Here is a 25,870-nt window from a genome sequence, read left to right as displayed (position 1 = left end):
GAAAAGCTCCACAGTGCAGGCTTATGAGTAGAGTTATTCATTTTGTACAAAACCTGAGTTTAGACATTACGGCTGGAGCGGTGGTTATGAGTTTTTTTGTGGCTCACCTTTTAGGAGTAGCACTAACTGTGTCAATGGTTATTGGCCTGGCCATTGCCATTTGGCTTATTTACACCTTGGATCACCTCAAAGATGCTGTGCACTCACAGTTGCCAGTGCTTAACCCCCGGCACGCTTTTCATCGCAAATACATAAAGGAGCTGATAATAGGTGTGCTGGTAGCGTTTGGGCTAGGCCTTTGGAATCTGTTTCGTCTTCCGCAACGCACGATCTTGTTTGGTAGTGTATTGGTTATATTGGTGGCCCTTTATTTTGCCTACCTGCATTTCTCAAAACACTCGCTACGCAAAGAGTACCTGGCTGCTCTTATATATACTGCCGGTGTTTCTCTAGCCCCTTTGAGCCTTGCCGAGCAGGTAAATAGGCACGAAATGCTGGTGATCTTGCAAATATTCCTTTTAGCATTGGTTAATCTTATGGTGATTCCTCTCTATGAGTTTTCGCTTGACCTTTCCGATGGCCAGTTTTCTATAGTTACACAAAGAGGCAAAAGAGCGGTGCGCCAATCAGCAATTGTCTTGCTAGTACTCGTTTTGCTCATGGCCTTTTGGATGATGGCCAGTTGGCCGGCCATATTTTATGAAGAACTTGTGCTTCTGGCCATGGCCTTGGTACTTGTTATCTTGCTGGCCTTCCAAAGGCTCTTTGGCCGGTATCAACTATACAGAGTGCTGGCCGATGGAATTTTCTTTTTACCCCTGATTCTCTGGCTATGACTCACAACAAATTCGATGGTGTGGCTCCCATCTATGACCTTTTGGCCAAGTTGGTTTTTGGTGAGTCTATTTTGTTGGCACAGACCTGTTTTTTGGGCAATACCTGTGCCGACAAGCGCGTGCTGATAGTTGGTGGAGGAACAGGAAAGCTTCTCCAACACCAATCGCTACAACTTGCCCGCTCAATTACTTTCTTAGATCGTTCAGAACTTATGCTGAAACAAGCTCAAAAACGTGGGGCATGGCTACAGAATGTACGATACACACCAGAGGATTTTTTTGCCCACAGTGGTGAATACGATCTGGTGGTCTGTAATTTTTTTCTCGACTGTTTTGACGAAACCCATCTGGAAAAGGCTCTGACTCAGCTAGACCGGCTAATGACTCCTGAAGCCACACTCATTGTTACAGATTTTGATACTCCCGTCACCACAAGCCAAAAGCTTCTGGTGCGTTCAATGATTCTGTTTTTTCGCTTATTCAGTAGGCTGCAGGCCAGTAAGTTGTTACCCATAAAGAAGAAACTGAGCAAGTGCTTCTTGACCCTACAGGAAGAAAACTTTTATGGTCAGTTGGTGTTTAGTCGGGTACTTGTCCGAAAAGATTCAAGATAACTATTCGACCAGCAGTTTGAGAGTGGTGGTATGACCGTTGCTATCGGTAATCTTTATCAGGTTCAGTCCCCGGTTCAGCCCTTTGGTAGGGATGCTCAATGAACTACCCCGGACGGAAAGAAGCTGCTCTTGCCCGTAAAGCGAACGCCCCTTCATATCCAGTACTTCTATAAATACTTCCTGATTCCTGTCTACCGTATAGCGTATAGTCACCGATTCACCCACACTTACCGGATTAGGGTAAAGCACATATTGGTGATTAAGGCTGGACTCAATAAAGACAGAGACTAGCTCTGAGTATTCAGAATCTCCATTGAAATCGGTTTGTTTGAGCCTGTAGTAGGTAAGTCCTTGCGGTGGGTTGTGGTCAGTAAGCTGATAGGTTCTGATGCTCGAAGATTCACCCGCACCTTCAACTATACCTATGGCGTCAAAATTCTGTCCATCCTGACTTCTCTCTACTGTAAAGTAGGCATTGTTTTGCTCTGCAGCAGTGGTCCAGTGCAGTCGAACAGTATTGTTTTCAAGCAGTCGGGCAGAAAACGAAATTAAGTCGATAGGCAGTGCAGCCACCTCTTCTGATCCCAGGGTAAAGTATTGTCCGTTCGTAAAGTTTACGGTAAACGAAACGGTTTTTGCCGCAGCGTTTATAGACGAAGGAGAAATGAGGGTTACACCCGAAGTAAAGTCTCCATCGTCATCTACCATAAGCCTTACCTGATTGAGGTTGTTCGTTCCAATTCCTGAGGGTCCGGAAATGGTCGAAAGGTCATAAGTGAGGGTAATGTTGCCCACTGTACCGGTTTCTTGTACATGCCACTCTCTATTTAGCCTGCTCTTTACCTGACTACTGTTAAATTCTCTGTTGTCAGGGTTTTCTATAGGTGCGTTGTCATTGCCCCAGATAAGGAACGAATCGTCTGCAGAGAACGAAGGAATGGACATGGTTACCAGGGCATCGTTGTTTTCACTTTTCGACTTCAGTTGAACCAAGCAACTGCCATCATCTCTTCCTATACCAGCAATGTCGCTATTGTAAGCCGCATCGGAAGTATAGCTCCAAATGGTTCCTCCATCAGAAGCCAAATAATCGGCCGTGGTATTGCGAGTTATACCATATTTAAGTGCCAAATAAGATTCAACCCGTTGCCTTTCGTTGCTCGTTAGGTCATCAGAGAATACGATTGATTCGGCTATTCTTCCATTGAATTGCGAGCCAACTGTGGGGTCCGGGTTGTTACCAATGCCAAATGCAGTGGGGTTGGTGAAGGAGTTGGTGCCCCCTGTAGCAGTGGCGTTTGTGGCCGAGTTGATAAAGAGTGCCACTGCTCCGGACGACTGAACCCGCGTGGCGGTAACCATATAAGGTTCCAGGTCTATGTAAGATGTTCCCGAAGTACTTCGCACAGTAAGCGACTGGTTGTTGGCAGCGTTAAGATGTATTCGTCCTCCGGAGAAGCCTAATCCATAGTCCAGGTTCGTGCCCGAAGTACCCGCACCTAACAATATTGGCGCATCTTCAAAATTAGTAGTGCTACCACCGCTTTGTCCCGATTCGAAAATTGTAATGAGAGTAAAGTCTCCGCTCACATTGTTTCCATTGGTGGTCAACATGAAGGAGGCATTGTTTGAACTAGGATCAGTAAACTGAATAGCAGGGTTAAAGTTAATTTCGTTGGTTTGGTAAGTAGGCTCTACCGGAGCTCCACCCGCCATGTTGGTTTCTACAGCATTTCTGTTGTTTCCGCTAAAGTCGTTCCATGAGGCCAAATCGGTGTTGTCTGTAGTTGTACTGGTGCCCTCATTGGCTTTAAGCCACAAGGCCAAATCGGTTGTCACTCCTCCGGGGCCACAAGCCGTGCGGGCTGTTCCGAGCGTAAAGAAATCGCCATCCGCAAAGTCTACATTGTTGAAAGTAAGTACGTTGCCATTGAATGTTCCTCCTGAGATAGTGGTTCCTGAGGCCATAGTAGCACTGGAAGAAACAATAAGCTGGAAGTCTGAGGCTACAGATGAATAGCCCAGCCCTGTTAAGTCGAACGAAACAGAGGTGTTTCCAACAGTACCTGTTTCATCTACCCTCCAAATGGTTTCCATACGCTCTGTTACGTTGCCGGGAACGTCTAATGTATTGGCGTTAGACTGTGCCGGGTCGGCTCCATCATTACCCCAAACAAGGAATGATTGGTCGGCTGAGAAGCTATTCGGGTTGGTGGCATTGTCTGTATAGATGCCTCCATTGCCTATAGTAACTATGCTGCCTGAGTTTACGCTCTTCGATTGCTTTTGCTCAAGACATGAGTTGTCATCGCGCCCAATGCCCGCAATGTCATTGTTATAGGTGGCATTGGTAGTGGCATCCCAAATGGTAGAGCCTGCTGAGTTTACATAGTTTTGGCCGGTAGTCTGGTCAATAGTGATACCATATTTAATGGCCAGATAGGATTGAATTCGCTCGCTTTCGGCATCACTAGGTCTGGCCGAGTAGGAGATGATTTCAGCTACTTTACCATCAAAGAACCCGGTAAGACTAAAGTCGTTAGGAGTTTCAAACCGTCCAATGGCATATTCTTCATTGGTTGCAGCCAGGTAGCTTCCTCCGTTGTTGTTATCAACCGCCAGCCCGTTTTGAGAAATATTGGCTTGAGAGGCCCCTGAGTTTTCGCGTACCTCAAACATTAGAGGAATGCCCGAGCTCAATGTTTTAAGGTTATTGATTTCCTGACGACCATAACCCACTGCACCATTACCTACGGTATGCGATATAATATCATCGATGCTACCATACAGGTTGCCAATGGCAAACCCTCCAATACTGCTCGAAGGCGACACAGAAGAATCATCGAAACCTAAAGGCACCTGATACCCTGAGGCACTGGTAATGTTGTTATCTGGTACCAAAACAAGGTAGTAGCCATGAGTAGACATGCCTGCGTTGGCTGTCAGTACGTTATCAACTCCATCAAAGTCCAGAGCAGGATTGAAGTTAATGGTATTAGATGAGTAGCTTGGAACGGTTCCGGTAGTTCCGGTGGCATTGTTGCTACCGGCTTGATCGGCCCATGAGGTAACTTCACCAGAAGTACTATTGGTGCCGAAATCGGCCTTTAACCACAGCGAAAGATTGGTGTCTACATTACCGGGTGCACACGAAATGAAACCGGTGCCCAGTGTAAAGTACTCACCATCGGCCAGGTTAACGTTGTTGAAAGTGATGGTGTTGCCTACAATTACTCCGCCAGTGAGTATGGTTGCACTTGAAAAATTACCCCCCGAAGAGTTGCTGGCTACCAGAAGGCTAATATCTGTTGCCCCAGGGCTGCCGCTAAATGTAATTTCGTTTAAATCGAAGCTAATGCTGTTGTTTCCGGTTTCTCCGGTTTCGGCAACACGCCATACACGGTCAATTCTATTTGAGATTAGTGGAGGAGTATCTGTTGCCGGAGTCAAGTCATTGGCATCGCCTCCATCGTTACCCCAAATAAACCAGGTATTGTCTGAAGAGAAGGAGCCGCCATTGTTCACGGTCACAATAGAGTTAAAGTTTTCGCTACGCGATTCTCTCTGGTCAAGTTCAGAAGCATCGTTTCGGCCAATACCGGCAATGTCTCTGTTGTACTCTAAATAGCCACCTAATGAGGCATTCAGAGTAGTGTTGAATATTACTTCTCCTGCTGCATTCACGTAGTTGTAGGGTGAACTTTGGTTTAACGTAATACCATATTTTATGGCCAGATAGCTTTCTATTCTGTTGCGTTGAGCCAATGGGAACGACCCGGGTTCGTTGCAGTAAATAAACTCAGAAATCTCCCCGCTAAAGCTATTGTTGTTGCTTTCCGATCCGTTGCTGTAGCGTGTTCCACCACCGGAACGGCCAAAAGTGATGTCTCCCGTATGAGTGTAAAGTAACCCTACATTAGAGAGTGTACCAAAACTTTGTCCGTTGAGATAGGCTCGGAGTGCACCGGTAGTAGAGCTGTTGCCATCAAGCTCTGCGGTTAGAATGTATTCTGTATTGGCTGCAATAGAAGTACTAATGGTGTTGTCCGAAGTGTTCCAAGGTGCACCGGCACCATCGTTGTTTCTGTTCCATGCATGCACATGCAAACTTCCGCTTTCAATGTAAATGTTAATCCCTCTTGAAGCACCACCTTGCTCATAAATCACCTGTCGGGTAGTAATGTCGGTGGTATTTGTTCTAAACGCAAAGTTGATTCCCTTGCGAGTGTAGAAGGTAGAGGTATTAAAATCAGTATTGTTCGCGGTGGTAAGGCCTCTGTTGGTAGTGGTAAAATCTACCGTTTCGTTAAAGTTGATGTTAGAAGATGTGCTTCTATAAAGCGGGGCTGTTCCATCAGTAGTAAAGTCATGATTGCCAATCCAGTGGTCTTGCCAGTCAGTAACTGTAGAACCTTCTGTGGAGGTAGTCACATCATCCGTTTCATTGGCTTTTAGCCAGGTGGCGAGTGCGGCTTTGTAACCTCCGGGGCCTATCGCAGGAGTAAGACACTCATCGGAAGAAACAGCCGCGGTTACTCCGGCCACAAGGTCGAGCCCTGAGTTGGCCGCAGTTGTATTGGTAGGAAAGGTTGAAATGTCTGTTAAATCGTGAACAGCATCGTCTACATCTGAAGCAAAGATGGAGTAACCATAAACTACCTGATTAGGGGCAATGCCCAACTCAGTGAATGAAACGGCCACTCCCTGAACCGTTTGGGATGTCTGGCCGACAAAAGTACCAATGTTAATGAGTGGCAGTGGGTTCTGACCCACCGTTTGCCTTCGTAGAATAAGGTAGTTGTTAAAGGTTTGGCCTGCTTGCGGCCAATCCGAATCCTGAATTAACACCATGCTGGAATAGCCATCGGGGTCTCCGTTTATGTCAAGTGAAGTGATGGCCGCTACTTTTATTTCATCATTTCCGCCACGTTCTACTACAGGAAAAATAGTATTGTCAGGTTCGCATGTTACAATGCCGGTGTACCATATAATATCTACACGCTCGGTTTGAGCCTGGATACTACCACCTGCCTGATCATCCACATTTACCAAAATATTGTCATACCCGGCATTTACTGACCTTAGTTTATAGATTTCGTCAGCGTCAATTACTGCCTCAGGGTCCAGGTTTAGGGAAAACGTGGGGCTGCCGCCCGGGTTAGGGTCGGTAATTAATGTATACCAAATATTAATGAAGCGGCTACCGTCTGTTCGTCTAATGGCCAGCGTATCGGGGGTTAGGAAGTTGTTGTAAGTTGTTCCGCTAACGGTGTAACTACTAATGTTTAGGTTGTTGCCCTGACCATTGTTAATGGTGTAAGAAGAAAGCGGTTGAATGTCGTTGCTCGCATCACTGGGAGCTGTTTGAGAGTATGAAGAGCTAGTTGGAGTAGCAGAGGTAACATTAATGGCACTTATGCCCGTTTGAGCTTTGGAAACTATAGCCAATAGCAATAAGCTGAGTAAGAAAAACGCTCTTCTCATAGTGAGTAGTCCAACATTTAGGTGGGCACCAAAGGGCACCATTAGTCTTACCTCAGTCATTCGCTTTAATCAAAAGCAGTATTCAAATTAATATGGTTATGGTTGTACACGGCACTTTGAAACTGCAAGGTTGAGGTACGCAATTCTGTGCCAAAAAGGATAGGTTGAGGTCAGAGTCACAAAAATGGAGGATTTAATGGGAATTCTAAAACAATTGACCAGCAATTTTTTCCCAATATTGGAACAGCTACTTCATGGTGGGAAGTAATTTCGGGCAAATTTGGCTAATTGGTCACAATTAACCGCTCCGTTAGCCTTTTGCCTTCTGCTGTTTTTATAGTTACCAAATATACTCCTTGCGAGAAAATACTTGCCTCAGCTGTGTACTCGCTCTTATCAGTGTTGAGTTTTTCACTAATAAGCACCTGTCCTTGCATGCTTATAACGGACAGATGGGCTGTTGTGTTTGATGGAACTTTATATTCTATGATAACTTTTTCGTCTTTTCTAACTGGGTTTGGTCTTATGCTCAGTCGATATTCCGTATTGTGGATTATTAAAACGCTTTTGGTTTCAGTATGGCTATAATTTCCGTTGTAATCGTACTGCTTGAGTCGATAGAAGTTTCTACCTGGCTCCGGAGAGCGGTCAGTAAACTTATACCGTATTACCTTAGCACTGTTTCCGGCACCTTCAATTTCACCAATGGACTCAAAGGTTTCACCATTGGTACTTCTTTCTATAGAGAAGTGAGAGTTATTGGTTTCCGAACTGGTCGTCCATGAAAGGAATACCTGATCGGAAATGGCAGAGGCATTGAAAGAAAGTAGCTCAATTGGAAGGGCATATGCTTCATAAGAGGCGAGGGTAAAGAACTGCCCGTCAGTAAAGTTGTATTGGAAGGTAATGGTTTTGTTCACCGCATCAACGGAGCTAGATGTAATGGCGGTTTCGCCACTAGAGAAATCCCCGTCTGAATCTACCAACATTACCACCTGGTTGAGGTTGTTTGTGGCAAGCCCGGAAGGACCACTTACGTTAGATAAGTCGAAGGTAATGGTTGTAGTTCCCACGGTGCCTGTTTCTTGCACTCTCCACTCGCGGTTAAGCCTGCTGCTATAACTGGCCCGGTTAAATTCTTCGTTGTCCGGGTTTTCAATGGCTGCATTGTCGTTGGCCCAAAGTAAGAAGGAGTTATCCGTTCCGAAAGAGGCCACTTGCATGGTTACCATGGCATCGTCATTTTCACTTTTGGAGATGGTTTGCGCTAGGCAGCTTCCATCATCCCTACCAATGCCTGCAATATCGCTATTGTAGCTAGTGTTTTCGCTCCAATCCCAGAAAATGGTGCTTCCGTCTGAGGCCAGATAGTCTTGTTCCGAAGCGCCCAGCGAAGCTACATCGCGTGTAATTCCATACTTCAGTGCCAGATAAGACTCTATTCGCTGTCGCTCAGTTGCGGTAAGAATTTCGCTGAAGACCAGTACCTCGGCAATACGTCCACTGAGTTGAGAGCTCACGTTTCCGTCCACGTGGTTGCCTATGGCCCAGGTGGTGGCTGCATTAAGAGCCGTATTAGAGGAGGTATTAGACAGTGAGTTTACGCTGGCCGAATTGGCATACAGGTTTACAGCTCCCGATGCGGCCTGCTCCCGCGTTACAGTTGTAATAAACGGCTCCAAAGTGTTATACAAAGGAGAGGTTCCCGATCGAGCGGTTAATGTTGAGTTGTTATCCAGGTTGGCGTGCAGTCGGCCAGAGGCTATACCCACACCATAATCGGTGGTAACTGAGTTGGTTCCTGTGCTTAAGAAAACCGGAGCATCTTCAAAGTCAGTAGAAGAGCCAAAGGCTTGACCTGATTTAAAGACAACAATAATAGACATGTCGCCACTTACAGAATGACTGCCCGAGGTTTGCATATAGACTCCATTGGTTGAGCTAGGGTCGTAGAAGCGAATACCCGGGTTAAAGTTAAATTCGTTGGTTTCGAATGTAGGTGATACCAGGCTAGAGCCGCCTAAATTGGCTGTAGCAGCATCTCGTGCGTTGCCGCTTTGGTCACTCCAACTGGTTATGTTGGCTCCATCAGTAGTGGTATTGGTCCCTTCATTGGCCCTGAGCCAGAGCTCAATATTGTCGCTCATTGAACCGGCAGCAGCGGTTACACCTCCAGGGCCACAACTTTCTCTGGCTGTACCCAGGGTAAAATACTCTGCATCACTAAAATCTATGTTGTTAAAAGTAATTACGTCTCCATCGAAAACACCGCCTGAGTATGTGCTGGCAGAAGAGAGATCTGAGGTTCCCGGAGTGAGCGAGTTTGGCCCTATGATGAGCTGATAGTCAGAGTTATTTCGGCTAGTGTAGCTGGTGAGCCCGGTAAGATCGAAGGAGATGGAGACATCACCTACTGTTCCGGTTTCATCAACCCTCCAAATAGTTCCTAACCGTTCGGTCACATTGCCCGGCAACTGACTTACGGTGTTAAATGGAGTGTTGGCTGCTCCACCGTCATTTCCCCAAATAAGGAAGGAGTTGTTGGCACTAAAGCTGTTCGTATTGGTGGCGTTAGAGGTGCTGATTTCTCCCAGACCCATGGTAACTATAGAGCCACTGTTAATACTTTTCGACTGTTTCTGTTCAAGGCATGCATTGTCGTCACGACCAATACCGGCAACATCACTATCGTATAGATCGTTGGCCGAAGTTCCGTCCCAAATAGTGGTGCCCGATGAGTTTACGTAATCTCTTGCGGTAGACTGGTCAAGCGTAATACCGTACTTTAGAGCCAAATAGGACTCAATCCTGTCGTTTTCGGCATCAGTTGGTCTGGCGTTGTAAGAGATTACCTCAGCTATGTTTCCATAGAATAGGGCAGAGGCCGGCCCGGCACCGTTGTTGGGTTCAAGGTCGCCAACAGAATAGGCTTCATCGCTTACGCTGACCAGACCGGAAGAGTTTGAGGCGTCTGTAATAACGGCCCCATTGAGATAAATGTCATTCGAAGTAGCTCCGGAATTATCTCTCACTTGGAAGAGCAGCGTTTCGCCTCCGTTAAACACGTAACTGGAGTTGTTGTAGTAGCGCACGTGGCGAGTTCCGCCACCGGTTACTCCAATGGCGTGACTGAGTATATCTCCAATGCCGAAAGCATTACCCATAATAAAACCACCCAGGTTTACATTGGCAGAAGCAGTGCTTGCATCGAAACCTAGTGGCGTTTGGAATACCGTATTGTCAATGTCGTTTGTTGGGGTTAAAACAAGGTAGTATCCGTTAGAATAGAAACCAGCGGAACCGTCCAGTCTGTCATTGGTTCCATCAAAATCAATAGCCGGATTAAAGTTTATAGCATTCGAAAGGAAGCTCGGTGGGTTACCGGCATCAGTGGCATCATTGCTTCCAGCCCTGTCGGCCCAGGTAGTAACGGAAGCCCCGTTGGTCAGGGTATTTGGTCCCAGGTTGGCTTTCAACCATAAGTTTAGGTTGGAAGTAACACCTCCCGGCCCGCAAGTAATGAATCCGGTTCCAAGAGAGAAGTATTCACCATTTTCGAAGGCTACATTTTCAAAGGTTAGTGTATTGCCTGATACCGTACCGCCCGTAATGACTCGCGCACTTGTGAAGGCTCCACCAGATGAGTTGCCGGCAATAATAAGGCTGTAATCATCTTGACCCGGACTGCCTGAGACCGATAATTCAGAAAGATCGAACGAGATGGTCACATTACCGGAAGAATTGGTTTCGGCCACCCTCCATATTCGCTCAATACGCTGCTGAACGGTTGGGGGTACATCAGAAGTTTCGGTATCGGTCACTGCGGCTCCGTCATTTCCCCAAATCAACCAGGTATTGTCTTTAGGGAAAGATGTGGATCGACTCATTGTAATGATGGAGTTGAGGTTTTCGCTTCTTGATTGTAGTTGCTCAAGTTCAGAGCCATCGTCACGCCCAATTCCGGCTATGTCGTTGTTGTATTCCAGGTAGCCGCCAATAGAGGCCGCTGCTGAGGTGTTGAATATTATGTTGCCATTGGAATTGTAATAGCTGATGGCTGTAGACTGATCCAGGGTAATACCATATTTAATGGCCAGGTAGCTTTCAATTCTTCTTCTTTGGGTTACCGGAAAGGTGCTGGGTTCATTACAGTAAATGAACTCAGAGATTTGACCTCTGAATGAGTTTACATTGGTATCTGTGGTGGTATCATCGAATTGGGTGCCATCACCGCTTCCGGCTCCACCCAGTACAATGTCTCCGCTGGAATGATCATATAGGAGCCCAACATTAGAAATACTTCCTATGCTTTGCCCGTTTAAGTAGGCCGTGAGTGTACCGGTGCCGGAGCTGTTTCCGTTCAGTTCTAAAGTAACAATGTATTCGGTACTGGCGCTTAAGGTACTGCTTGAAATGGTAGTTACGTTGGCTCCATTGTTCCAGGGAGCACCCGACCCGTCAGAGTTTCGGTTCCAGGCGGTTACATGCAAGTTGCCTGAGCGCATGTAAATATTTATGCCTCGAGTTTCATCGCCTTGCTCGTAAATCACCTGGCGGTTGGTAAAGCCGAATGCATTACCGGTTCTAAAGGCAATGTTGATACCTTTTTTAGTGTAGAACGAAGAAGAGTTGAAGTCTTCGTTGTTTCCTGTGGTTAGAGAGGTTGAGGAAGTGGTAAAATCAACAGTTTGGTTGAAATTGATTTGGCTGGTAGTGAGTCGGTAGGTGGGTGTTCCGGCTCCGGTAGAAAAGTCATGACCACCGGTCCAGTGGTCTTCCCACAACGACACGGACGAACCTTCGGTATTATTGGTCACCTCATCGGTTTCATTAGCCTTAAGCCAGGTGGCCAATGGTTGCTTATAGCCTCCGGGGCCTACGGCTGGGGTAAGGCAGTTGTCTGAAGATACGGCTGCTGTTACTCCGGCTACCAGGTCTAGCCCGCCCTCGCTTGCCAGTGTGGTAGAAGGAAAGGTAGAGATATCGGTCAGGTCATGAGAGGCTGCACTTACATCATAGCCAAAAAGCGAGTATCCGTATACCACCTGATTGGCTGTAATGCCCAACTCCGTAAACGAAACCGCTACACCTTGCACCGTTTGGGCCGACTGCCCCCTGTTGGTACCAATGTCCAGAAGTGGAAGTGGGTCATCGCCAAAATTTTGTCTCCTGAGAATAAGAAAGTTGTCAAAAGAAGAGCCTGTTCCCGGCCAGTCGGCATCTTCAACAGCCACCAGACTAGTGAACTCGTCCGGATCGCCATTCGCATCGAGTGAGGTAATGGCAGCCATTTGGAAACGGTCATTGCCTCCTCGTTCAATTACCGGGAATATGGCATTGTCCGGTTCACAAGTGGTTATACCTGTGTACCAAATAATGTCCACTCGTTCGGTCTGTGCCTGAATGGTTCCTGCTCCTTCATCATCTTCATTGACAAGAATGTTGTCGTAGCCCGAGTTAATATTTCTGTTTTTGTAAATAAGGTCAGCATCTTCAACAGCATCGGGGCCAAGGTCAATGTCCTCTAGCCCACCGCCAGGTACGGGAATTGGATTTATGAGTTCGTACCAAATGTTAATGAACCGGCTACCGTCTGTCCTTCGAATGGCCACTGTATCGGGCACAAGAAAGTTGTCATAGGTTGTACCCGAAACCACATATGAAGTAACTCTGATGTTATTGTTTTGCCCGTTGTTTACGCGGTATTCATTATTGGCCACTACGTTGTTCCCTCCTACATCGGCCGCATCGCTGGGGGCGGTGGCAGTGTAGTTCGTAGAAGTACCGGTAATGTTGGTAGTGTTGATGGTGGAAATGCCGGTCTGCGCAAAAGATATGCAAAGGCCGCTCAGTGCAAATAGAGTGACTAAAGAAACCCTTGTTGCATTGAAAAGTGAAAGCAAGTAGTATTTGAACAGCTTAGTAGCCATTTTTCTCCTTTTGGCCACGGATAGGGAGTAGTTTTCCCACCATGGTCTTCAACCATTTGTTTATTATTCATTAAGTGGTCTGAATTCTTGGGTCGAGTCGAAATGCAGATTATTAGTGGTGATCTGCAAAAAATTATCGGTGAAAGGGCTGTAAAGATGGGTAATTTTCAAGACATAACAATAGCCCAAAGTAATATTTCTACTCCTTGGTCGTTTTGAGCGACTACTCGTGTTGCTTTATCTTACAATAAGCTGCTTGGTCAGTGTTTGGCTTCCGGCTCTCAAACGAACAAAATACAGGCCGGGTGCCAATCCGCTAATGTCGAGCTGACGGGTCTCTCCGGTCACCGATTCTGTATGGTCAACAACCACCTGACTCTGACTATTAAAAATGCTGATTTGTATCCTGGTGGCGTTAGAGTCTACGCTATATCGGTAGTTGAGTAGTCGGCTACTATTAGGGTTGGGGAAGATCGTTAGTGTAAGGTTTTTTTCAACGGGCACCAGAACACCTCGAATTTCGCTGTAGCTAAAAGTTCCTCCAAAATCAGTTTGCTTCAGTCGGTAAAAATATTTCCCTGCCCTCACATTATTGTCCAGGTATTTATATCGATTCACTTCTTCTGAGCTGCCCGCTCCTTCTATTTGCTCAATGTCTTCAAAATCAAGGCCATTAGTGCTTCGTTGAACTGTGAAGTAAGCATTGTTGGTTTCTGAGGTAGTAACCCAGCTCAGTTCTACACCATCTACATGGTTGCGCACATCAAAGCGAAGGAGCTCTATTGGCAGAGCATCTACTTCTTCAGAGCCTAAGGTAAAGTAATAACCGGTTGTACCATCAAAATCCACATTGAAGGTTACTGTTTCATTTACTGCGTCAATAGATGCTGGAGAAACCAATGTTACACCAGAGCTAAAATCTCCATCGGTAGTGATCATCAGGCGCACTTGAGTGAGGTTATTATCACCCAGTGGTGTGCCGGTTATGTCCTGTAAATCGAAAGTAACGGATACGGTGCCCACAGTGCCGGTTTCCTGGGCCTGCCATTCACGGTTGAGGCGGCTGTTAATTCCGGCCGGCCTTTCGTTGTTATTGGGCGATTCGATGGGCGCGTTGTCATTTCCCCAAATAAAATAGGAGTCGTTGTCGACAAACGAGGCAATGGCTATGTCTACAATGGCATCATTATTCTCGCTTTTTGAATGGGTTTGATTAAAGCATGAAAGGTCATCGCGCCCAATGCCGGCTATGTCGTTAAAGTATGTAGCTCCTCTGGCGGCATAGTCCCAAACAACTCCACCGTCAGCCGCTACATAGTCACCCTCCCGAATGGCACCGGAAATGATTTCGTTGGTGGTGCCATCGTTATCGTTGTTGTTGGTTCGGGTAATGCCATACTTTAGCGCAAGGTAGCTTTCTACTCTAGCCAACTCTTCGGCTGTTAATACCGATGAGAACACGATTACCTCTGCAATGTTACCCTGAAACTGAGCCTCATTGTCATAGTCTTTCTGATTTCCTATGGCCCAGGAATCTGGTTCATCCAGGGCCACGGCATCGGAAGTGCCATTGCCTACATTGAGACTGTTTACATAAAGAGCTACTGCACCAGATGCTGCCTGCACGCGTGTGCCGGTAGCAATATAGGGCTCGCCATCATTATATGTGGTGGTACTTCGGGCAGTGAATGTGTTGGTGTTGGCTGCATTAAATACTACCTCTCCCTGGTAAACCCCCAGCCCGTAGTCGTCCGATGCGGTATTGTCTTCTGCCCCGATTAAAGCCGGGGTGTTATCAATCTGATCATTGGTTCCCTGGTTTTGGTTGGTGGTAAACACGGCAACCAAAGACATGTTGCCATCTACAGTGTTGGTCGATGTGCCTGTTTGTAAATAGGAGTTGTTGGTGGTATTTTGGTCAGAGAAGAATATGGCAGGGTTGTAGTTGATTACTTCGGTGTTATATACTGGTTCAATTACAGATCCTCCACCACCATTGTTTTCGGAAGCGTTTCTGTTAAAGGTGGTTTGATCGTTCCACTGTAAGGTGTTGTCGCCATTGGAGGCAGGGGTAGTGCCGGCATCGGAGTATACTTCCTGATCGGCTCTTAACCAAAGGGCCAGATTGGTATTCACTCCACCCGGACCACACTGTTCTATCACTCCCAAAGTAAAATACTCGCCATCGGCCAGATCAATGCCCGAAAAACTTAAGGTTGTACCATTGAAGGTTCCTCCTGAAACCAACGTGGCTCCAGACATAGTTCCTCCGCTTCCACTCCCGGCAATGAGCAGACGGAAGTCCGAGGCATCAGTACCATAACCCAATCCGTTGAGGTCGAACTGTATTTCGGTATCACCTACGTTGCCCGTGTCTTCAATTCTCCAAATGCGCTCCATGCGCTCGGCTATAGTGGCGGGTACATCAGAGGTTTCGGCAGTAGCCTGGGCAGTGGTTCCACCATCATTGCCCCATACCAGATAGTCTCCGTTGTCGTCAAATACATTAATGTTATCGGCATTTAAAGTTTCTACAGACCCTAAACCAATGGCTATTATGTCATCTGAATTAATGCTTCGCGATTGTTTTTGGCTAAAGCAACTTATGTCGTCTCTTCCTATACCGGCAATGTCATTGTTAAAGCCAGCATTGGTAGTGGCATCCCAAATCACCGTAGTTCCATCAGACCACAAGTAGTTGGTAGCTGTGGTTTGATCTAGTGTAATACCATACTTAATGGCCAGGTAGCTGGCCACCTGCTGTCTTTGCGTGGCAGTGAGTTCATCATTAAACATAATTACCTCGGATATACTACCGTCTAGAAAGGCATTTGGTGTAGTGTTGTTGGAGGTTCCGGAACCACTTGGAGAGGCCCCAAGGAAAATTACATTGTTTGAGCTTTGATAGGTAGAACCGGGTAAGTCTGTGTCGGCTGTACCCAAATCAAGACTGTAGTTGTAGTCGGTAGCATCTTTAAAAGCCACATGAATATTGGCTTGATCATAAATGATGCTCCTGCTGGCATAGTCGGTTCCGCTGTTGTTGCTGGTGTAATCGTCTTTGTGATAATAGATTTCGGTAGTGTTGTTGTTTCTGGCAAGTCCCCAACCATTAGGCCAGTCGAATGAGGCTGTTTTCATCACAAACGGTGCCCAGCTATCAGAGCCCGACCCAATGGAGCCCACCAGAAATACAGCTTGTTCATCGGGGCTTTGGTTAGTTCCGTCAGCAATTTGCATGTTGTCTGAGTTGGCCGCAGTAAAGTCAATGGATGGATTAAAGTTTAAATTGTTCTCGTTGTATACCGGGGCGTTGGTAGCTGAGGCATTGAAAGAATTGCCCGACTGGTCTCCCCAACTGGTCACATCTGAGGCATCGGTAGTGGTATTGGTGCCCTGGTCGGCCCGAAGCCAGAGCTGGAGGTTGGTAGAAACTCCTCCCGGGCCACATTGCTCAGAGGCTACTCCCAAGGTAAAGTAATCTCCATCGCTAAGGTTCACATTGTTGAAGGTTAATACAGTGCCGTTGAATGTTCCTCCCGTAATGGTTGAACCTGCTTCTAAAGAGGTGTTGTCGCCTCCATTGGCTACAATGAGTTGATAATCTCCAGCGTCTGTGGAGTATCCGGTTAGTCCGGTAAGGTCGAAGGATATATCTGTGGCCCCAACAGTACCCGTTTCTTGTGCTCTCCATACCCTGAGCATTCGCTCCGTTACCGTGCCGGGAGTTCCGTTGGTGGTTCTGCTGGCATATTCGGTGCTTGCTCCATCGCTGCCCCAGGTAAAGAAACTAAGGTCACCGGCAAAAGAGTTAGGGTTAGAGGCATTGTTAGTGGCTATTTCACCCAAGCCTACAGTTAGTATAGCATCACTATTGACAGATCTTGACTGCTTTTGCTCCAGGCAGGTGTCATCATCGCGCCCTATGCCGGCTATATTTGAAACAAAACCCGTGTCATCGCTATAGTCGAATACAATGGTGCTGCCATCGGAAGCTACATAGTCTCCCTCAACCACACTTCCCGATATGGTTTCGTTGATTACGGCATCGGCATCGTTGTCATTGGTCAGGGTTGTTCCGTACTTAATGGCCAGGTAACTGCGTATTTTTTGAGCATCCAGTTCGGAGATATCTTCATTGTATACAATTACCTCCTGCATGTCTCCAAAGAACCTACGTCCGGAGTTGTTATCGAGCCCGTTGGACTGAGATTGACGACCAATGGATACGGGGCCCTGATTAGAGCCATGAGTGCTGGCCTCTGATATGCCGGAGTCGTCTATATCTATATCTACCCCAGTGCTCGTGTTTTCTGTAAAACCATCTACTTTATAGGTTTTGGTGTCGGCAGTTCCGGCATTGGTATTGATGTCTCCCTCAGCAATAAAGTTGCTGGCTGTCGGAGAAATGTTGAAGTTGTCCTTACCATCAGCGACTATATTTCCCCGGTCGGCATAGGCCGCTATTCCGTATGCCGATGCATTGACGCTTCCGAAGTTAACAATCCATTTGTTGTTTCGGTCGCCCCCGGTAAGCGTATTCTCGGGTTGAACGGATGAAAACATATGGGCTCCGCCATTGGCGGCCGGAGCAAAAATGTAATTGCTCCCCAGGTTGAACCCTATATCGTTGGTACCGGCTCCCCAGTTTAGACCCGGGTTAAAGTTTACATCGGTTTCTACCCAGGTTGGTGCTCTGTTAGTTGTGCCTCCATCGTTGGTCGCATCAAAATTATTTCTGCTTTGGTCTCCCCAGGTTTCTACGGTTTGGCCGTTGGTGGCGGCTGTGGTTCCGGTGTTGTAGGTTTCGGCATCGGCCTTTAGCCAAAGAGAGAGTCCGTCTTGCACATTGCCGGGAGTACAGATAAAAAACTGAGTTCCCAAAGTAAAGTATTGAAGATCGGAGAGGTTTACGTTAGTAAAGGTTATTACATCGCCACTGAATGTGCCTCCTGTAACTACCGTAGCACTGGAGAAATCTCCTCCCGAAGATGCTCCGGCTATCAGCAGCGAAAAATCATCGGCATTAGTCCCTAAGCCAAGACCTGTCAAATCAAACGATACATCGGTAACGCCTACAGAGTTTTCTTCGGCCACGCGCCAAACACGTGGAAGTCTCTCATTGATGACATCGGGCTTGGTCACTGCTCTGCTTGGTGTTGTAGATCCACCATCGTTACCCCAAATGAGCCAGGTATCGTCCGTACCAATGGCGCTGTTTCTATCCATCCGTACAATGCTGCCGGAGTTCTCGCTCTGAGAGCTTAGTTGTATAAACTCAGACTCATCGTCTCTGCCAATGCCTGCAATGTCGTTGTTGTATTCTAAGAATCCACCCGATGAGGCGTTGATAGTGGTGTTGAAAATCACGCTTCCTGCAGAGTTTACATAGTTTACAGGAGTACTTTGGTCTAGGGTTATGCCATACTTCAGTGCCAGATAGCTTTCGATTCGGTTGCGCTGCGAACTGCTGAAACCACTGGGCTCGTTGCAATAAATAATTTCTGGTATGCTACCGTAAAACGATGCCGCTGCCGTGGTGCCATCATCATAAAGAGAGCCTCCGGCCACATCGCCAATTCCGATGTCGTCACCGTGGGCATAAAGCAGACCAACTCCTGAAAGAGTACCTATCGATTGGCCGTTTAGGTAAACCCTCATACTGCCGGTAGTGGTGTTGTTACCATCTAGCTCTATAGTGACAATGTATTCTGTGTCTGTAGATATGGAAGACGATACGGTATTGAACGACCACGGGGAACCTGCTCCGTCAGAAGCTTCGTTCCAGGCTCCAACGTAAAGGGTACCGCTTCTTAAGTAAACGTTGAGCCCGCGGGTAGCGCCTCCCTGCTCATATATTTGCTGCTTTACGGTTACGTCATCTCCAGTACGAAAGGCTATGTTAATGCTCTTTCTTTCGTAAGAGGTTGCGGTGTTGAAGTCTGTATTATCGGCTATTTGGAGCCCGGTTTCAGTGGCCGACAGAAAGTCGATAGTGGGGTTAAAATTAATATCCTGAAGAGCACTGGCTGTGCCATCTCGGTAAGTTGGCGAGGTCCCCAGTGTGGTAGCGTCATGGTCGCCCAAGAACTGATCTTGCCAGTCGGTTACGTTACTTCCGTCAGTGGCAGTGGTAACTCCTACGTTGGCTTTGAGCCAGGTGTTGAGTGCTGCTTTGTAGCCTCCCGGCCCGGTGGCCTTTCTTAGATTATCGTCACTGGCCACGGCTGTAGAAATACCGGCAATAAGGTCTAGTCCGGAACCTGAACCTGTGTTGGTTGGGTAGTTGGTTGCGTTGCTGAAGTCTACCAGATCGCTGCCTGTTACTGTGACGTCATCTCCAAAAATGGAGTATCCGTAAACGATCTCGTCAGCCCCAATACCAAACTCTGTAAAGTCTATTGCTGTGCCATGGAGTACCTGTGACCCTAATACGGTTTGTGGTAGTGGGTTGGACGTGGCGTCTTGTCTTCGCATAACAATAGACGTATGGTTTTGTCCAAGACTACCCCAGTCTCCATCATTGTCTCTCACCCTAACCACTGTTGGGTAATAGTCGTTGGGTACCCCGTTGGCATCTAAGCCTCTAATGGCTGCCACGCGGATGTCGTCATTTCCTCCTCGCTCTACTATGGGAAAAACCGCGTTGGCCGGAGTAGAGGTTACAATGCCCGAAAAGTAGATCACATCTACCCGCTCCACATTGGCAAAGTTGGTGGCTGAGTTTACCAATATGTTGTCGTATCCGGCATTGGAAAGGCCACTTTGATAGAGAGCCTCTTCATTGTCCTGCTGTTCGGGTTGAATGTTTATTTCATCCGGATTTGGACCGGTATCTAAACTGCCATATTCATAAAAGATGATGAGCTGCCTGCCAGCATCGGTACGCTGAATAATTAGCGTATCAGGAAGCACAAAGTTATTGTAGGTGGTGGTACCTAGTGTATAGCTGGTAATGAATTGGTTTTGCGTTTGACCATAGCGAACGGTATAGGTGGTGTTGGGAGAAATTCCTCCACTGGCATCGGAAGGGGAAGTGGCAGTATAACTGGAAGTGGTAAGGCCAGTGGTTACATTGTTGAAGGTGGCGCTGGTAATGGCCGTTTGACCTGACAGCTCGTCAACATAGCAAAGCAATATAAGCACACTTGCAAAGGCAAGCCTCTGAAATCTTTTGAAAGATTCAAATACCAAGTCCGTAGTGTTTAGGTGACGACTAAATGTTAAACATTAGGTCGAGAATTGTAAATATAGCTAAACACTGCGGTTTGCCATAATTTTAGGGCTTAATATGAGAACTTTTGGCCCTGATTTTCAATGGTTAAGCTGGTGGAAGAAGAGCTTTCAACATGGCCAATAATTTTTGCATCAACATTATAGCTTTTGCTAATCGCTATAATGTCGTTGGCATGTTTTTCATCAATATAGATTTCCATTCGGTGGCCCATGTTAAAAACCTTGTACATTTCTTTCCATTCGGTACCACTTTCTGATTGAATGAGCTTGAACAGTGGAGGTATGGGGAAAAGATTGTTTTTAACAATGTGTACGTTTTGGGCAAAGTGAAGCACTTTGGTTTGAGCTCCACCGCTACAGTGTATCATTCCACCAATCTCCTGGCGGAGGTTTTTAAGTATTTCTACTACTATAGGGGCATAGGTTCTGGTGGGAGAAAGGACCAACTTACCGGCATCTAAGGGAGAGCCCTCCACAGGGTCGGTAAGTTTTTTTGAGCCCGAGTAAACCAACTCTTTGGGTACAGAGGGGTCAAAGCTTTCCGGATATTTTTCGGCTATGGAGTGGTGGAACACATCATGTCTGGCAGAAGTTAACCCGTTTGAGCCCATTCCACCGTTGTATTCCTCTTCATAACTGGCCTGACCGTATGAGGCTAGGCCGACAATAACCTGCCCGGGTTTAATATTTTCGTTGGTAATTACCTCCGCTCGCTTCATACGGGCCGTTACGGTGCTGTCTACAATAATTGTGCGCACCAAATCGCCCACATCGGCTGTTTCTCCACCGGTCGATATTATGTTTACACCATTGTCTCTCAGCATCTGAAGTACCTCTTCAGTGCCATTGATAATGGCGGATATGACTTCTCCCGGAATCAGATTTTTGTTACGGCCAATGGTAGAAGAGAGCAATATGTTTTGGGTGGCACCTACGCAAAGTAGGTCGTCTATGTTCATGATTATGGCATCTTGGGCAATGCCTTTCCATACGTTTAGGTCTCCGGTTTCTTTCCAGTACAAATAGGCAAGTGAAGACTTGGTGCCGGCCCCATCAGCATGCATAATGTTGCAATAATCGGGGTCTCCGGCAATTAGATCGGGAACCACTTTGCAGAATGCATTGGGGAAAATGCCTTTGTCGAGGTTTTTGATGGCATTGTGAACATCTTCTTTAGACGCTGACACGCCCCTTTGCATATATCTGTCGCTCATTATCGAATGGTTAGTGGCTCAAAAATAAGAAGAGGTTGCCTCAAAAGTAAAATTTTATCGTCTTTCCCACGAAAAGGGGAAGGCTTGCTCCAAACGAACGGTATTTGAATACTATTGGTCAGGCCAAAGCTACCCACACCATGGTGTGGGTGACCTGTCAGGCTAGTTTCTTTCGTATTCTATTACCTTAAACTCTGTTCTTCGGTTTTGCTGATGTTCCTCTTCCGTACACTCATCAATTCGCTCATTGGTACACCCGTTTACCAACTGCGACTCTCCATAGCCTTTGGCAATCAGACGGTCGGCCGAAATACCTTTGGAAACAATATAGTCTACCGCTGCTTGTGCTCTGCGTTGCGAGAGGTCGAGGTTGTAGTCGTCATCTGAACGAGCATCGGTGTGGGAACTCAGTTCAATGCGTATGTTCGGGTTATCTTTTAATATCTGAACCAATTTGTCCAACTCTACCGCTGCATCACTTCGGATTTCAGCACGGTTAAGGTCGTAGTAAATATTTTGGAGCACAATAGCCTTTTCGAGAATTATTGGATCCAGAGCAATATCTTCATTGAATACTTTTTCATTGAAGCGTTCAACAAGGTCCTCTTGTGGAATGCCTTCTCCTACGGTAGAAAAGAACTTGCGTGCGGTGAAGTAGTCTTGCTTTTCGCCAATGATGGTATAGTTTTTTTCCGGGTCAATTTTAAAACTGTATGACCCTCCTCGACTGCTAAGTACATCGTCTACCAGTTGCTCATTTTCATCGAGTAGCTTTACACGAACATCACCCAATATGCTTTGTGTGCTGTCTTCATTAATCCGGTAGGTTGTGCCTTTGAGTGTGTAAGTGATGGTTTTTAAATCGCTTGAGTTATCTACGAAGCTATAAATATCGTCTCCACCACTGCCTCCCGGCCTGTTGGAACTAAAGAAACCTTCGAACGGAAAGTCGCTGTACACAAGCCCAAAGTCATCGGAACTGGAGTTGAAGGATGGCCCCATATTTTTTACTGTAATTACGCCTCCTTTATTTTCAGCAACAAACAGGTCGAGCATACCGAAACCGGCATGTCCATTGGAGGCAAAATAGAGTTTGTTGTCTGGTGAAACGTAAGGAAAGACTTCATCTCCGGCTGTGTTAATATCTGGCCCCATGTTGGTAACATCGGCCCAGCGGCCGCGAGCGTTAATGGTTGCTCTGTAGATATCCGAACCACCGTAGCCTCCGGGTCTGTCGGAGGCAAAATAAATAGTTGTACCCGATTGATTAAAAGCAGGAGAGGTATCCCAGGCCAGAGGGTTGTTAATGGGCATCGGAGCTGGGGTAGACCACTCACCATTGCGTTTTGTAGCCACATATAAGTCTACACTTCTTCTTTCTTTCTTGCCTTCAGGGTTGCCTTTGGCGAACACAACGGTGTTTCCATCGGGTGAAAAGGCTATAGGACCTTCGTTAATATTAGCAGAGTTAAACAGGTCGGGCAATTTGCTCAGCGTTTCTGCTTTTGGACTCAGGCCATCGAGGTCTACGCTAAATATATCGCTAAAAGGAAGACCATAGCGTTGGAAGGTAGTAGCCTCCCGGGTACTGACAAAATAGAGTTTGTTGTTGTAGAAAAACGGGCTGTATTCAGATTGATCGGAGTTGATGGATTCGAGTGGTTTGAGGTCTACATCTCGAACATACAGGCTGATACTATCCAATTTGGTCAAATTGGCTAGTTCTCTTTGGGCTCTGTCGCGGTAAATTTCCAAAGAAGCATAAGTAAGATAATTGCTCAGTACCTCGCGAGCTTTGTCGTACTCTTCGCTGGCCTTCAGAGCCTGAGCATAGTTTAGCTCCAATTCTTCATCTTCGAAACCTCCGGCAATGGCCTTTTCATAATAGGGGGTAGAAGCTCTGAGGTCGCCAAGTTTTCGGTACGATTCGGCTGTGTAGAAGTTAATATCTGCGGCATCAGGATTTTGGCTCAGGGCCGCCTGAAACTCTTTAATGGCCTGTGTGTAATTCTGGTCTTCAACATAGCTTCGCAGAATTTTTGGAGTGGTTTTTTCCGGTTCTTTGGCCAATACATCGGCAGCATTCTGGGGCTGACCTACAGAAGGGTTTGAAGGGCGTGGAGCCACCTTTTTAGGCTCTTCTTGTACTCCCAGAAAGTTTTTACTCGAACTACAGCCCAGCAATACGATTACCGTGGCCAGAGTCATCAAGAAGCTTTTCGTCTTCATATGTGGTAAATTAGGGCAAAATTCCCAAAAGCTATCTTATAATACGCTTTTTGCACTATCAAAGTATCTTTTGAGCCAACTTTCCTCTGGTTTTACCAACCAGTTTTTTTGCAAGTCGCCTTTGGTTTGAACGGTATTATTGAAAAATAACACACCATTTTCAAAATAGCCTTGTGCTATGAGCGACTTTAGTGCCTTTAACTCTACCGTCTCCACTTTGTTTTGCTTCAGAAAGGCCAGCAGAGTTCGGTCGAACAAGTTCAGGTTGTGCTTTTCGGCTAGTTCTTGCATAAATCGCATCATACTGTCTATGGAACAGCCGCTGGCCATGTTGAACTGTTCATCGATGCCCAGCACAATAAACTGACGGTGTAATAGGGTGGCAGAAGCCATAAGATCAGCGCCATGAGCAGCCCATTTTTTTAAAAAGGCATCAATTTCATCCAGCAGAACCTGCTCAATACCTGGGTCAATAGGTGCCGAAGATTGGAATATCCAGATGCGTGCGTTGTCGTTCAGTTGGTCAAAAGCAGTTGTCATAGGTAAACGATGCTAGTGGTTTTAACTTGTCAAATGTCGTTCGGTTGTCATTTGCAACCAATTGATTGTCACAAAAATTCCACGGTTTGGGTTAAACAGTTCATGAAAAGTAAAAAGCTTTTTTTAATCGTCAGTTGTACTACCCTTCTGACGGCCTGTGTGGGCACCGATGTGGTAGATGAGCTATTGGTGCCGGAAAGGGTGAGCATTAATACGCGACTGCAGAGCATTGCGGTTGGAGAATCTTATCAGTTAATGGCTGAGTTTTTTAATCGTTTTGGAGAAATGGAAGCTTCAATGATTTCGTGGAGTTCCAGTAACCCTGAAGTGATAAGTGTAGATGATACGGGCCTTGCCGAAGCCATTATGCCGGGAAACGTGCGCATTAGAGCAAGCTACAATGGCGCAGCCGATTCTATTGATGTGGCAGCGGCTTCCGAAACACAAGTTGGGAATAACCAGCGCATGGGTAGGTTTATGGGGGTAAACGATTACAGCGTAAATGGTCAGTTTGTGTTGGAGGAGGTAGATGATAAGCTGCGCCTTACCTTTCTTCAAAACTTTAGTTCATCTAACGGACCCGGACTTTTTGTGTTTTTATCGAATAACGACAGGTCGGTAACGGGCGGCTTTGAGATGGGTAGGCTAAAGTCTAATTCCGGTATGCAGGTGTATGAGACCAGCATAGATAATGTGCGCTTGTTTTCATACAACCATGTGTTAGTGTATTGTAAGCCCTTTGGGGCTGTATTTGGTGCAGGCCGATTAGAAAATTGAATAGGTGGATATGAAGAAAATTGTGTTAATAATAGGGCTAGGGTTGCTGGTGCAATTGAGCTTTGCCGGTGGCGGATGGCCTTCGCCAAAAGGAAAGGGGTATTTTAAATGGAGCCAATATGTCATTCGCTCAGGAAGCTACTATGCTCCTAATGGGGAGATAATAGACATTGCCACGGCTAGTGTGTACATTACCAGTTTGTATGGAGAGTACGGATTGACGGATAAGCTTACCGTGATTGGTTATGTGCCTTTCTTTTCAAGAGCTACCCTCAATGAGCAGGTAGATGCCAATGGTAACCAAATAGCTCCCGGAGATGCGGTAAACTCGTTTGGCGATACGGACATTAGTTTCAAATATGGCCTCATAACTAATAAACCTGTTGTAATGAGTGCTTCGGTTACTTTCGGGCTGCCTTTTGGAAACGATGCCGGGGGCCAAACAGGGGTGCTGCAAACAGGAGACGGTGAGTTTAATACAATGATAAGCCTGGAGGCGAGCCGGGGCATTAATCAGGGAAAGGGTTATGTCAACACCTTACTGGCGTTTAATAAGAGGAGCAACAATTTCAGCGATGAATGGCGCTGGGGTGTTGAGGTGGGGCATAGTCTCACAAGCCGATTATCCGGAGCTTTAAAAGTGTATAGTGTCAACTCCTTCAACAATGGCAGCGATGTAGAAACGCCTTCCAATGGAATTTTCTCTAACAATATTGAATACCTGGCCATTACTCCGGAACTCAATTACAGGATAAAACAGAGTTTTGGACTTTCTACTGCTGTAGGTTTTGCGGCCTCGGGAAGAAGGGTATTGGCCAGCCCCAGCTTTTCTATAGGCCTCTATTTAACCATCTAGCAGTAATTAGATGCATACAGAGTTTTGTAGTTTGTACTGTTGGCATAAAACGCTAGTTTAAGAGATTCATTCCTTGTTCAGGCATACGGCTAGCGTTCAAGCGAGTGAGTTTAGTTTAATAATAAATAGTTGAGGGGCTTTCGCCCCTCTCTTT

At 46.5% G+C, this 25,870-nt stretch carries 10 protein-coding genes; 4 read left to right on the top strand and 6 right to left on the bottom strand.

Annotated features, from left to right (window positions below):
* Both B3763_RS11515 and B3763_RS11510 read left to right on the top strand, forming a co-directional pair.
* The coding region (locus tag B3763_RS11515; RefSeq protein ID WP_286746609.1) for a hypothetical protein at positions 1-836 on the top strand (836 nt) is incomplete at its 5' end.
* Complete coding sequence (locus B3763_RS11510) at positions 833-1,450, top strand: class I SAM-dependent methyltransferase (protein WP_286746608.1); 618 nt, start codon at positions 833-835, stop codon at positions 1,448-1,450. The genes B3763_RS11515 and B3763_RS11510, both read left to right, overlap by 4 nt.
* On the opposite strand, the gene B3763_RS11505 is transcribed toward B3763_RS11510, so the two are convergent.
* The 6 genes from B3763_RS11505 to B3763_RS11480 all read right to left on the bottom strand — a co-directional run bounded on the left by B3763_RS11505 (position 1,451) and on the right by B3763_RS11480 (position 24,083).
* Positions 1,451-6,994 carry a T9SS type A sorting domain-containing protein gene (locus B3763_RS11505; RefSeq protein WP_286746607.1) on the bottom strand — a complete coding sequence of 1,848 codons (5,544 nt, stop codon included), beginning with the start codon at positions 6,992-6,994 and terminating at the stop codon, positions 1,451-1,453.
* Positions 6,995-7,218: 224 nt separating this feature from the next.
* The gene (locus B3763_RS11500) at positions 7,219-12,864 is read right to left on the bottom strand and encodes a T9SS type A sorting domain-containing protein (protein ID WP_286746606.1); all 5,646 of its coding nucleotides are present in this window, start codon (positions 12,862-12,864) and stop codon (positions 7,219-7,221) included.
* 237 nt (positions 12,865-13,101) lie between these two features.
* The gene (locus tag B3763_RS11495) at positions 13,102-20,010 is read right to left on the bottom strand and encodes a T9SS type A sorting domain-containing protein (protein ID WP_286746605.1); all 6,909 of its coding nucleotides are present in this window, start codon (positions 20,008-20,010) and stop codon (positions 13,102-13,104) included.
* Between the two features lie 140 nt (positions 20,011-20,150).
* Positions 20,151-21,314, bottom strand: a complete 1,164-nt coding sequence (locus tag B3763_RS11490) for an AIR synthase related protein (RefSeq protein ID WP_286746604.1) — start codon at positions 21,312-21,314, stop codon at positions 20,151-20,153.
* Between the two features lie 162 nt (positions 21,315-21,476).
* Positions 21,477-23,543, bottom strand: a complete 2,067-nt coding sequence (locus B3763_RS11485) for an OmpA family protein (RefSeq protein ID WP_286746603.1) — start codon at positions 23,541-23,543, stop codon at positions 21,477-21,479.
* A 36-nt stretch (positions 23,544-23,579) separates the two neighbouring features.
* Complete coding sequence (locus B3763_RS11480; RefSeq protein WP_189628684.1) at positions 23,580-24,083, bottom strand: hypothetical protein; 504 nt, start codon at positions 24,081-24,083, stop codon at positions 23,580-23,582.
* Between the two features lie 102 nt (positions 24,084-24,185).
* On the opposite strand from B3763_RS11480, the gene B3763_RS11475 reads away from it, so the two are divergent.
* Positions 24,186-24,860, top strand: coding sequence for a DM13 domain-containing protein (locus B3763_RS11475; RefSeq protein WP_286746602.1), 675 nt, complete (start codon positions 24,186-24,188; stop codon positions 24,858-24,860).
* A 10-nt stretch (positions 24,861-24,870) separates the two neighbouring features.
* Positions 24,871-25,716, top strand: a complete 846-nt coding sequence (locus tag B3763_RS11470) for a hypothetical protein (protein ID WP_286746601.1) — start codon at positions 24,871-24,873, stop codon at positions 25,714-25,716.
* Positions 25,717-25,870 lie beyond the last annotated feature (154 nt).

Origin of the sequence: Roseivirga sp. UBA1976 (assembly GCF_002336325.1) — a bacterium.
In the GTDB taxonomy this organism is placed as follows: Bacteria; Bacteroidota; Bacteroidia; order Cytophagales; family Cyclobacteriaceae; genus Roseivirga; species Roseivirga thermotolerans.
The sequence above is the reverse complement of the archived record's forward strand: the minus strand, read 5'-3'. Positions and strand labels throughout refer to the sequence as shown.